Raw genomic sequence first — 10,735 nt, forward strand, 5'->3', positions numbered from 1 at the left:
GAGGATACTTCCATGTTCAGCGATTATAACTTCGCCGATTTGGCTTCCATTTTTGTCATGCAGGGGTTTTCGGGGCTCAGCCTGTTCGCCGTGTTTGTTCTGATGTCGCTTGGACTCGCTATTATTTTTGGCCAGATGGGCGTGATTAATATGGCTCATGGCGAGTTCATGATCCTGGGTGCTTATGTCACATGGTTGACCGGTAAGTTTTTCAGCGCTTATCTGCCTTCAATCTTCGGCATCTACTTCTTTGTTGCCATTGCCCTTGCTTTCCTGTGTACCGCCTTGCTGGGTACGCTCGTTGAGAAAATCCTGATACGGCATCTGTATAAACGCCCCCTCGACACGCTGCTGGCGACATGGGGTCTGAGCCTGATTCTACAGCAGTGCTATCGTTCGCTATTTGGTCCCCGCGAAGTCGGCGTTGACTTACCTTCATGGCTAATGGGGTCGTATCAGTTTGCCGACAATATTGATATTCCTGTTAATGGGGTATTTGTTCTGCTGCTGACCGTAGTTATTACCGCTTTTACGGCCTGGCTGATTTATTTCTCCGCCTGGGGAATAAAAGTCCGCGCGGTGGTACTTAACCGCCAGATGGCCAGCGCGGTGGGTATTAATACGGCTCAGGTCGATAGTCGAACCTTCGCACTTGGGTGCGGCATCGCCGGGATCGCCGGAAGCGCCTTTACCATGATCGGCTCAACAGGTCCAACGGCTGGCCAGCAGTATATCGTTGACACCTTCCTGGTGGTGGTGTTTGGCGGCGCGCAAAGTTTGCTCGGCACGCTCGCCTCCGCATTTGCCATTTCACAATCGCAATCCACGCTGGAGTTTTTCCTGAGCGGTTCAATGGCGAAGGTGATTACGCTACTGATCGTGGTCGGCATTCTGCTATTGCGTCCGCAAGGTCTTTTCGCCAACCGGGTCCGCCGCTAGGAGTTTATGATGAAACGCATGCAAAATTATCCGCTACTGGGTATTGCCCTGGTGATAGGCCTTATTTTTATCGTCATGCCGCTAACCCTGGATCTTTTCCGTTTAAACCTGATCGGTAAATACCTGACTTATGCATTTGTTGCCGTCGGGCTGGTACTTTGTTGGGGCTACAGCGGTATTCTGAGCCTGGGGCAGGGCATCTTTTTTGGCCTCGGCGGTTATTGTATGGCCATGTTTCTCAAGCTGGAAGCTTCCTCGCCAGCGGAAACAAAAATGCAAACCACCCCGGGCATCCCGGATTTTATGGACTGGAATCAGCTAACCGCTTTGCCCTCGTTCTGGCAGCCATTCCATTCTTTTAGTCTGACAATTCTGGCTATTTTAATCGTGCCCACTATTTGCGCATGGATTCTCGGCAGCGCAATGTTTAAACGCCGCGTTGGCGGGGTGTACTTCGCTATTATCACCCAGGCTATCTCCGCGATCCTGACGATTCTTATTATCGGACAACAGGGTTACACCGGGGGAATTAACGGCATCACGGATTTACGCACGCTTTTAGGTTGGGATATCCGTACTGATTCTGCACGCTATATCCTCTACTTTATTAATGCTGTTTTACTGATGCTGGTTGTGAGCGCGGGCTATTTTATTGTGAATAGCAAGCTCGGCCGACTGATGGTTGCCATTCGCGATAAGGAAGACCGCGTTCGTTTCTCTGGTTATGATGTCGCGAATATCAAAACGGTGGTTTTCTGCATTAGCGCTCTGTTTTCGGCGATCGGTGGCGCGATGTTCACTCTGCAAGTAGGGTTCATGTCGCCAGGGTTTATTGGCACTGTTGCTTCAATTGAAATGGTCGTTTTCTGTGCCGTGGGCGGGCGAGGTTCTTTGCTGGGGGCAGTATATGGCGCCCTTATCGTCAATGCCGCCAAGAGCAGTATTTCCGAGTCTTTTCCTGAACTCTGGACGATTGCCATGGGCCTGCTCTTTATTGCCGTCGTGCTGATTTTCCCGAAAGGACTGGCAGGGCTTTATCAGCAATATATTCACCCGATCGTGATGTCGCTGCTGCGCAAAAAGAGTATGACCAAACCCAGAGTAAACACCGGAGTGCTGAAATGAAAAATCCGATAAAAGAAATAATTTTAGCGGTAGAGGGATTAACCGTTTCATTTAATGGCTTCAAAGCCGTCGATGATTTTTCAATGTACATCGATGAGGGGCAGATTTACGTTATTATTGGCCCAAATGGCGCGGGTAAGACAACAGTGCTTGATCTCATTTGCGGGAAAACAAAGCTAACCAGCGGCAGCATCAAATTTCGCAATAAGGAACTGAGTAAACTTCGGGAAAATAAAATTGTTCATGAAGGGGTTGGGCGTAAATTCCAGAATCCATCAATCTATGAGAACTTAACGGTATTTGAAAATCTCGAGTTATCTTATCCCAAAGCCAGAACCGCGTTGGGCGCCATGTTCTTTCGTCGCACGCCAGAAATAATCGCTGCGGTCGAACAGGTTGCTGGCGAAATTTTCCTTGCCGATTACCTACATACGCAGGCTGACCTTCTCAGCCATGGGCAAAAGCAGTGGTTAGAAATAGGGATGCTACTAATACAAGATCCTAAGCTCATGATGCTGGACGAACCCGTGGCAGGCATGTCTGTCGCCGAACGCCAAAAAACCGCGCAGCTCCTGCGCAAAATTGCCGGGGGACGTTCTGTACTGGTGATTGAACACGACATGCAGTTCGTCGAAGACATTGCCGATCATGTCACCGTCATGCACCAGGGAAAAGTATTGTCGGAAGGTAGCATCAATAAAGTCAAAAACGACCCTCGGGTTATTGACGTTTATCTTGGTCATTAAGGAGACACGGATGCTGAAAATTTCTGATTATGCTGTCGCATATGGTCAGAGCCAGGTCATCAGTGGACTGAATCTGACGTTAGCAGAGGGTGAAATCGTCGCTCTGGTAGGGCGCAATGGTATGGGTAAAACCACGCTGATGAAATCACTGATTGGTATGATACCGTCCTGTGCCGGTGAGTTAGAGTTTGCCGGTACAAATATTACCGGCTTGCTTAGTTACCAGCGCGTTCAGCATGGCATTGGCTTTGTCCCGCAGGGGCGAATGGTATTTTCAACCATGACGGTTGAAGAAAATATAAAAACGGGGATTCGCCAATCCCGTTCGTTACAGGTTCCTGAATACCTGTATGACTATTTCCCTGTGCTGAAAGAAATGCGCAAACGGATGGCGGGAAATCTTTCCGGTGGTCAGCAGCAGCAGCTCGTTATGGCCAGAGCTCTCGCCGGTAAACCCAAATTACTTTTGCTGGATGAACCAACGGAGGGAATTCAACCGTCAATTATTAAAGAAATGGCAAAAATATTACGTAAGATTCGTGATGCAGAAGGGTTGACCATATTAGTTTCCGAGCAGGTTTTAAGCTTTGTACTCGATGTGTCAGATAAAATTGTTGTTATTGAGAAAGGCAATATTGTTCATCAACAGGCGCGTTCTGGTGCTGATGAAGAACAAATTGCGTCATATCTGTCGGTTTAAATTTATATCACCAACTTAACTACGAGAGGTCTGCTATGGGTAGCACCGGAAGTGTAAGCTCCTGGGATGAAGCGTTATTAATTGCCGCCATCCAATACCCCGTTCCCGTTATTAAAGGACCGGAGGATATCCAGATACAGGTCGATAAGATTTGTAAGGCCGTTGACTCCACCAAAGCCGGATATCCGGGACTTGATGTTATCGTCTTCCCGGAATATTCAACCCAGGGACTGAATACTAAAATCTGGACCTATGACGAGATGTTACTCACTCTCGATAGCCCGGAGATTGGTCAGTTCAAAGAGGCCTGTATCCGCAACGGCATCTGGGGGGTATTTTCCTTAATGGAGCGCAATGAAGACCCGTCTCTTCCACCGTACAACACCGCTATTATCATTAACGATCGGGGCGATATCGCTCTGCATTACCGCAAGCTGCAACCATGGGTTCCGATTGAGCCCTGGATGCCGGGAAATATGGGAATGCCGGTATGCGATGGGCCTAAAGGTTCTAAACTCGCCGTCTGCATATGCCATGACGGCATGTTCCCGGAACTGGCGCGTGAGGCTGCTTATAAAGGCTGCAATGTCTATATCCGTATTTCGGGCTATTCCACGCAGGTGAACGATCAGTGGATCTGGACCAACCGGACGAATGCCTGGCAAAACCTGATGTATACCGTTTCGGTGAATCTGGCCGGTTATGACGATGTCTTTTATTACTTCGGCGAGGGTACGGTCTGCAATTATGACGGTAACGTCATTCAGCAGGGGCACCGCAACCCATGGGAAATTGTTACCGCAGAGCTGTTCCCGCGCCTGGTGGATAAAGCGCGTGAAAACTGGGCGTTGGAAAACAATATTTTCAACCTTGGCTGCCGGGGCTATGTCGGCAAACCGGGAGGCGAACGCGAGAATTACCTGACCTGGGTGCGCGATCTTGCCAATGGCGAATACAAACTTCCGTGGGATGAAAATGTCAAAATTCGCGATGGCTGGAAGTATTATCCTGATGGGGTGCAATTAGGCCCGCTACCTAAATAAATTGAGTGTGCCAGGCGCTAAGTCAATCACTTTAAAGACTGAAGTCTGGCGCAGTAGCCCCTGAAAGTTGAATATCCAATTCCAATGAGTAGGGGGCTGAGCCATCCGGTAAGGGCTGAATTTGCCTGCGGGATTGGCTCAGCCCGCCAGACCGGTTTGGTGTTGCGCCGGACAATGTCCGGCGGCAAAGAAGGTAATGACTCCAACTTACTGATAGTGTTTTATGTTCAGATAATGCCCGATGACTTTGTCATGCAGCTCCACCGATTTTGAGAACGACAGTGACTTCCTGCCCAGCCTTGACAGATGCTGCCTCAGATTCAGGTTATGCCGCTCAATGCGCTGCGTATATCGCTTGCTGATAACGTGCAGTTCTCCCTTCAGGCGTGATTCATAAAGCGGCCAGCCATCCGTCATCCATACCACGACCTCAAAGGCCGACAGCAGGCCCAGAAGATGCTCCAGCGTGGACAACGTGCGTTCACCGAATACGTGCGCCACAACCGTCCTCCGTATCCTGTCATACGCGTAAAACAACCAGCGCTGGCGTGATTTAGCGCCGACATAACCCCACTGTTCGTCCATTTCCGCGCAAACAATGACGTCACTGCCCGGTTGTATGCGTGAGGTTACCGACTGCGGTCTGAGTTTTTTAAGTGACGTAAAATCGTGTTGAGGCCAACGCCCATAATGCGGGCGGTTGCCCGGCATCCAACGCCATTCATGGCCATATCAATGATTTTCTGGTGCGTACCGGGCTGAGAGGCGGTGTAAGTGAACTGTAGTTGCCATGTTTTACGGCAGTGAGAGCAGAGATAGCGCTGATGTCCGGCAGTGCTTTTGCCGTTACGCACCACGCCTTCAGTAGCGGAGCAGGAAGGACATCTGATGGAAATGGAAGCCACCCGCACAGCGCGCTGGGATATCACTCCCCGAGGGAATACCGGCAGCGGACATCGTTAACTTAAGATACAAAAGCTGTTCGGAGATGGAGGGTCAAGATCAGGGTGACCTGCGCCATGATGTTATCCGAGCCCTGTTTCCTAATCACTACACCGGTATTTGATTACCCAGGTCAACTTCAGGCTGTTACAGGGACGGCAACCGTGTCAGCACATCCTTGAGATAGGCATACGGATCGTGCCCATTATTACGGGCCGACTGGATCAAACTCATGATCGCAGCAGCGCGCTTGAGTATGCGAACCCACGCCGAGCATTTGAGAAGGCAACGGGATGAACGCTGGCTGGATAGCCGTGGTTTTCTGGGTAGGCAGCCGAATCCATTTGTGGTCGAGGTTGGCATTGAGGCTGTAGCCCAAGGCGATGTTTGCGATGGAGGCACAGGGTTCAGAACACTCCTGAATGACCTGAGCCTTGAAAGATTTGCTGTAGGTACGGCGCTGAGGGCGCATGGAAAATCCGCTTGATGGGCCATGGCCTTCGGCGGCGGTGTCGGGAAGGTGTGTTGGCCGGACGGATACTGTTGAACTACGTTGTCTGGGGCAACGGAAGTGTTTCGGCCCGACTCTGGAACGCGATCCGCAGCGACGACTGGGCAATTCCGCACGTTAGCCTGAGCAGCCTCGGGGAAATCGTCGTCTGGGCGCGCCCAGACGAGTTTCCGCCAAGGAACATGCAGACGAGCAAGGGGCTGCGGGCACTCGGCTACAACGTGAGGATCGGTGTTTGATCGAGGCGCCTGTGGTACACGCAGGCTGACGAGCCAGGCGCTGTCCATTGCCTGATCAGACCGCCCCGCTGCGCCTTGCCTGAGCAGTTGACCTGCATCAATGGGGCGGGAGAACGCTGTACATTGACTCTTGAAGGCTGTCATGGTAAGCGTAATATCTTACAAAGTATTACAAGGATTTCCTTGGCCGGAACCGCAAAGCGACGCGATTGGAGAGGGTGAGATGAAAGCGCACCTACAGGGATGAAAGCGCACCTACAGGTGATTTTCACGCTCGATGAATTGGCTGCGTACTTGAAAGTCGGCAAGCGGACGCTTTATCGGCTCGCCGCGCACGGGGAAATTCCGGCTTTCAAGGTGGGCGGGACGTGGCGGTTTCCTCAAAGTGAAATCGATCAGTGGATCAATGATCAGACCCGAGCCGCAGCAAAGAAGGAGGTGATGCGCAAGCGTGAACAGCAGAAGTCATCCGAGCAGCCCGTGTCGCCTGGGCGCACTGCCCGTCACAGCAGGCAAAGGGCTTGAGTAACTCGTTTTCCAATTTTTCTGGAGGTATGACATGGACATCGATTTCAAGAAGTTGGCTCCCTGGAACTGGTTCAAGAACGAGCAGCAAGAGCAGCAGACCGTCTCTTCCCTGCCGGTGCAGCGCAATGACCTGCCAGCGGCGAGCGGGCCAGTCAGCCCGATCCTGCAACTGCATCGGGAAATCGACCGGCTGTTCGATGACGCATTCCGGGGCTTCGGTTTTCCGGCGTTGAACATGCCGCAGTGGCCATCCGATTGGTCGGGCATGCTGAAGCCGGCCCTGGACATCCAGGAAACCGACAAGCAGTACAAGATTGCCCTGGAAGTGCCCGGTGTCGAGGAGAAGGACATCCAGATCACTCTCGACAACGACGTGCTGATGGTGCGTGGCGAGAAGCGCCAGGAACAGGAGAAGAAGGAAGGTGGCTTCCACCGTGTGGAGCGCTCCTACGGCAGCTTTCAGCGTGCCTTGAACCTGCCTGACGACGCCAACCAGGATTCGATCAAAGCATCGTTCAAGAACGGGGTGCTCACGGTCACGATCGACAAGCGCGAGGTCAGCGCGCCGAAGCAGGGACGCTCGATCCCGATCAACGGCTGACGTCGCCGGCTCGTTCGTCACAAGAAAAACCCGGCACGAGACGAGGAGTCGCGGTTCGCGATGCCTCGTCGCCTCAACCTTGTCAACCTTCTCAGGAGCATCAGCATGGCCAGAAAACAATGCCAGGTCTGCGGCCAACCCGCCACCGTGCGGGTGGAAGCCAATCTCAACGGTCGTCACAGCACCATGCTGTTGTGCGACGACCATTACCGGCAATTAGTGCGCCAGCAAAAGCGCACCGTTTCGCCGCTGGAAGCCTTGTTCGGCTCGCGCAGCGGCCTGTTCGAGGACTTCCTCGGCAGTGACTTCTTCCGCATCGTCGACGACGCGACGCCAGTTGCCGCCGATACCGATGACGTGGTCGATGCCTCGTTTGGCGAGCCCGCCGCCGCAGGTTCGGGTGCGCCGCGCCGTCGCGGCAGTGGGCTGGCCAGCCGCATCAGCGAACAGTCGGAAGCCTTGCTGCAGGAGGCCGCCAAACACGCTGCCGAATTTGGCCGCTCCGAGGTGGATACCGAACATCTGCTGCTGGCGCTGGCCGACAGCGACGTGGTCAAGACCATCCTGGGTCAGTTCAAGATCAAGGTCGATGACCTCAAGCGGCAGATCGAGTCTGAGGCCAAGCGCGGGGACAAGCCCTTCGAGGGCGAGATCGGCGTGTCGCCGCGCGTGAAGGATGCGCTCAGCCGCGCCTTCGTGGCCTCCAATGAACTCGGCCATTCTTATGTCGGTCCAGAGCATTTCCTGATCGGTCTGGCTGAGGAAGGCGAAGGGCTGGCCGCCAACCTGCTGCGCCGCTACGGCCTGACGCCGCAGGCGCTGCGCCAACAGGTCAGCAAGGTGGTCGGCAAGGGCGCCGAGGATGGCCGCGCTGAGACGCCGACCAACACGCCAGAACTCGACAAGTACTCGCGCGACCTGACCAAGATGGCGCGCGACGGCAAGCTCGACCCGGTGATCGGCCGCGCGCAGGAGATCGAAACCACCATCGAGGTGCTGGCCCGGCGCAAGAAGAACAACCCGGTGCTGATCGGCGAGCCGGGTGTGGGCAAGACCGCCATCGTCGAAGGGCTGGCGCAGCGCATGGTGGCGGGTGAAGTGCCCGAGACCTTGCGCGACAAGCGCCTGGTGGAACTCAACATCAACGCCATGGTGGCCGGCGCCAAATATCGCGGCGAGTTCGAGGAGCGCGTGCAGAAGGTGCTGAAGGAGGTGACCGAGCACCAGGGCGAGCTGATTTTGTTCATCGACGAGGTGCACACCATCGTCGGTGCCGGCCAGGGCGGTGGCGAAGGCGGGCTGGACGTGGCCAACGTGTTCAAACCGATGATGGCGCGCGGTGAACTCAACCTGATCGGCGCCACGACGCTGAACGAGTACCAGAAATACATCGAGAAGGATGCCGCACTGGAGCGGCGCTTCCAGCCGGTGACGGTACCCGAGCCGACGGTGGCCCAGGCCATCATGATTCTGCGCGGCCTGCGCGACACCTTCGAGGCGCACCACAAGGTCAGCATCTCCGAGGACGCGATCATCGCGGCGGCCGAGTTGTCCGACCGCTACATCACGGCGCGCTTCCTGCCGGACAAGGCGATCGACTTGCTCGACCAGGCGGCCGCGCGCGTGAAGCTGTCGGCCACGGCCCGGCCGGTGGCCGTGCAGGAGCTGGAGTCCGAACTGCACCAGCTGCGGCGTGAACAGGATTACGTGGCCGCGCGCAAGCAGTACGACCAGGCCGCCGAGCTCGGGAAGCGCATCGAAGCCAAGGAGGCCGAGCTCAAGAAGCTCGTCGAGGACTGGGAGCGGGAGCGGGCCTCCGGCAGTGCCGAGGTCAAGGCGGAACACGTGGCGCAGATCGTCTCGCGCCTGACCGGCATCCCGGTCAACGAGTTGACGGTGGAAGAGCGCGAAAAGCTGCTGCACTTGGAACAACGGCTGCACGAGCGCCTGGTGGGACAAGACGAGGCGGTCCGTGCCGTGGCCGATGCCGTGCGGCTGTCCCGCGCCGGCCTGCGTGAAGGCAGCAAACCGGTGGCTACCTTCCTGTTTCTGGGCCCGACCGGGGTGGGCAAGACCGAGCTCGCCAAGGCATTGGCCGAATCGATCTACGGCGATGAGCACGCCCTGTTGCGCATCGACATGTCGGAATATGGCGAACGCCATACCGTGGCGCGATTGGTGGGCGCGCCTCCGGGCTATGTCGGTTACGACGAAGGCGGTCAGCTCACCGAGAAGGTGCGGCGCAAGCCCTACAGCGTGCTGCTGCTCGACGAGATCGAGAAGGCACACCCTGACGTATACAACATCCTGCTGCAAGTGTTCGACGACGGTCGCCTCACCGACGGCAAGGGCCGGGTGGTGGATTTCACCAACACCATCATCATCGCCACGTCCAACCTGGGTTCGGACATCATCCAGCGACGGCTGAAGGCGCGCGGGGCGGCCGGCGAGGAGTACGAAAAGACCAAGGCCGGAGTCATGGACGTGCTGCGCGGCCATTTCCGGCCCGAGTTCCTCAACCGCATCGACGAGATCATCGTCTTCCATGCGCTGGGCAAGGAGGAGATCCGCCACATCGTCGGCCTGCAGCTCGATCGCGTGGCGCGCAGCGCCGCCAGCCAGGGCGTGACGCTCACTTTCGATCAGACGCTGATCGACCATTTCGCGGAAGAAGGCTACAAGCCCGAGTTCGGTGCGCGTGAACTCAAGCGCCTGATCCGCAGCGAGCTGGAAACTGCGCTGGCGCGCGAGATGCTCGGCGGCGGCATCGGCAAGGGCGATCACGCCAGCGCACGCTGGGACGACAAGGCCGAACGCGTGGTGTTCGAACGCAAAGAGCCACCGCAGACCCCGGCCTAGCCGGAGCAGCCGGATGCCGCGAAGGCGAGCGACGCATCTTGATGGCGGGCGAGGCTGCCGTGTCCGACCCCATCGGCCTGGCACTGGCATGGGCAGCCTCCCTGGCCTCGATCGCGGTGGCGGTCGTGGCCGCAGGTCACGCGGGCGTCTACAAGCGTGATCCGCAGTCGGCCACGCCGTGGGGACTGCTCATCAGCGGCGGCACTGCCCTCCCGCTCGCTGGCCATCCGTTCGCGTGACGGCGCGGCCCATCTGTTCACCTGATCCTCTGGCAACTCGACTTTCGAGGAACAAGGCCCATGGCTGGGTGACGCGGGCAGGCAACTGATAGTCGGTACTCTGTTCGACATCTCTTCTCGCAAGGAAATAGAGCAGCAGTTGCTGCGTATGGTGATCACCGACCCCTTTGCTTCACGGTTGAGGGAACATGTTCGCGCAACCGACATGGCTGCCCGGATTGGGGGAGGAATTCGCTGTGTTGTTGGAAGCGGCATCGATAGAA

General features: G+C 55.9%; 12 protein-coding genes and 1 pseudogene. 10 read left to right on the forward strand and 3 right to left on the reverse strand.

Annotation, left to right across the window (positions count from 1 at the left end; all coding sequences use genetic code 11):
* Positions 1-12 precede the first annotated feature (12 nt).
* Genes urtB through OQV00_RS27025 form a run of 5 tightly spaced genes read left to right on the forward strand, consistent with a single transcriptional unit; the run spans position 13 to position 4,553 of the window.
* On the forward strand, positions 13-939 hold the full coding sequence (gene urtB / locus OQV00_RS27005) for an urea ABC transporter permease subunit UrtB (RefSeq protein ID WP_004181993.1): 927 nt from the start codon (positions 13-15) through the stop codon (positions 937-939).
* A gap of 9 nt (positions 940-948) precedes the next feature.
* Positions 949-2,064: an urea ABC transporter permease subunit UrtC gene (gene urtC, locus OQV00_RS27010; RefSeq protein WP_004181994.1), complete on the forward strand. Its 1,116-nt coding sequence runs from the start codon at positions 949-951 to the stop codon at positions 2,062-2,064.
* Complete coding sequence (urtD, locus tag OQV00_RS27015) at positions 2,061-2,810, forward strand: urea ABC transporter ATP-binding protein UrtD (RefSeq protein ID WP_004181995.1); 750 nt, start codon at positions 2,061-2,063, stop codon at positions 2,808-2,810. The genes urtC and urtD overlap by 4 nt, the downstream gene beginning before the upstream one ends.
* Positions 2,811-2,820: 10 nt before the next feature.
* Positions 2,821-3,510 (forward strand): urea ABC transporter ATP-binding subunit UrtE, encoded by a 690-nt coding sequence (urtE, locus tag OQV00_RS27020; protein ID WP_004181996.1) that lies wholly within the window; start codon positions 2,821-2,823, stop codon positions 3,508-3,510.
* Between the two features lie 35 nt (positions 3,511-3,545).
* Entirely contained in the window at positions 3,546-4,553 is a 1,008-nt protein-coding gene (locus OQV00_RS27025; RefSeq protein WP_004181997.1) for a formamidase, read from the forward strand.
* Between the two features lie 207 nt (positions 4,554-4,760).
* On the opposite strand, the gene OQV00_RS27030 is transcribed toward OQV00_RS27025, so the two are convergent.
* From OQV00_RS27030 to OQV00_RS27040, 3 genes and pseudogenes are all read right to left on the reverse strand, one after another.
* Positions 4,761-5,458, reverse strand: a protein-coding gene (locus OQV00_RS27030; RefSeq protein ID WP_266280919.1) for an IS1 family transposase whose coding sequence is annotated in 2 segments (ribosomal slippage) — positions 4,761-5,209 and positions 5,209-5,458 — 699 coding nt in all. Because the reading frame shifts where the segments join, the coding sequence is not laid out codon by codon here.
* A 184-nt stretch (positions 5,459-5,642) separates the two neighbouring features.
* Positions 5,643-5,747: pseudogene (locus tag OQV00_RS27035) on the reverse strand (transposase domain-containing protein); the annotation flags it as partial.
* Complete coding sequence (locus OQV00_RS27040) at positions 5,704-5,967, reverse strand: transposase (protein WP_049264414.1); 264 nt, start codon at positions 5,965-5,967, stop codon at positions 5,704-5,706. The pseudogene OQV00_RS27035 and the gene OQV00_RS27040, both read right to left, overlap by 44 nt.
* Before the next feature lie 14 nt (positions 5,968-5,981).
* Here OQV00_RS27040 and OQV00_RS27045 point away from each other — a divergent pair, with 14 nt between their 5' ends.
* The 5 genes from OQV00_RS27045 (at position 5,982) to OQV00_RS27065 (ending at position 10,472) form a co-directional block, all read left to right on the forward strand.
* Entirely contained in the window at positions 5,982-6,245 is a 264-nt protein-coding gene (locus OQV00_RS27045) for a hypothetical protein (protein WP_004118208.1), read from the forward strand.
* 243 nt (positions 6,246-6,488) lie between these two features.
* Complete coding sequence (locus OQV00_RS27050; RefSeq protein WP_004152118.1) at positions 6,489-6,770, forward strand: helix-turn-helix domain-containing protein; 282 nt, start codon at positions 6,489-6,491, stop codon at positions 6,768-6,770.
* Positions 6,771-6,804: 34 nt separating this feature from the next.
* Positions 6,805-7,374: a small heat shock protein sHSP20 gene (gene hsp20, locus OQV00_RS27055; RefSeq protein WP_004152117.1), complete on the forward strand. Its 570-nt coding sequence runs from the start codon at positions 6,805-6,807 to the stop codon at positions 7,372-7,374.
* Positions 7,375-7,479: 105 nt separating this feature from the next.
* A complete protein-coding gene (clpK, locus tag OQV00_RS27060; protein WP_266280927.1) occupies positions 7,480-10,233 on the forward strand; it encodes a heat shock survival AAA family ATPase ClpK in 2,754 nt (917 codons plus the stop codon).
* Between the two features lie 41 nt (positions 10,234-10,274).
* Positions 10,275-10,472: a hypothetical protein gene (locus OQV00_RS27065; protein WP_035896695.1), complete on the forward strand. Its 198-nt coding sequence runs from the start codon at positions 10,275-10,277 to the stop codon at positions 10,470-10,472.
* The last annotated feature ends 263 nt before the right edge of the window (positions 10,473-10,735 follow it).

The sequence above is a fragment of the Klebsiella sp. DY2415 genome (assembly GCF_026314315.1).
In the GTDB taxonomy this organism is placed as follows: domain Bacteria; phylum Pseudomonadota; class Gammaproteobacteria; order Enterobacterales; family Enterobacteriaceae; genus Klebsiella; species Klebsiella ornithinolytica.

Coding starts and splice junctions, on each gene's coding strand:
- OQV00_RS27025 (WP_004181997.1), top strand. CDS start 3,546: ATGGGTAGCACCGGAAGTGTAAGCTCCTGGGATGAAGCGTTATTAATT.
- urtD (WP_004181995.1), top strand. CDS start 2,061: ATGAAAAATCCGATAAAAGAAATAATTTTAGCGGTAGAGGGATTAACC.
- clpK (WP_266280927.1), top strand. CDS start 7,480: ATGGCCAGAAAACAATGCCAGGTCTGCGGCCAACCCGCCACCGTGCGG.
- OQV00_RS27045 (WP_004118208.1), top strand. CDS start 5,982: ATGGGCCATGGCCTTCGGCGGCGGTGTCGGGAAGGTGTGTTGGCCGGA.
- urtB (WP_004181993.1), top strand. CDS start 13: ATGTTCAGCGATTATAACTTCGCCGATTTGGCTTCCATTTTTGTCATG.
- OQV00_RS27065 (WP_035896695.1), top strand. CDS start 10,275: ATGGCGGGCGAGGCTGCCGTGTCCGACCCCATCGGCCTGGCACTGGCA.
- urtC (WP_004181994.1), top strand. CDS start 949: ATGAAACGCATGCAAAATTATCCGCTACTGGGTATTGCCCTGGTGATA.
- hsp20 (WP_004152117.1), top strand. CDS start 6,805: ATGGACATCGATTTCAAGAAGTTGGCTCCCTGGAACTGGTTCAAGAAC.
- OQV00_RS27040 (WP_049264414.1), bottom strand. CDS start 5,967: ATGCGCCCTCAGCGCCGTACCTACAGCAAATCTTTCAAGGCTCAGGTC.
- OQV00_RS27050 (WP_004152118.1), top strand. CDS start 6,489: ATGAAAGCGCACCTACAGGTGATTTTCACGCTCGATGAATTGGCTGCG.
- urtE (WP_004181996.1), top strand. CDS start 2,821: ATGCTGAAAATTTCTGATTATGCTGTCGCATATGGTCAGAGCCAGGTC.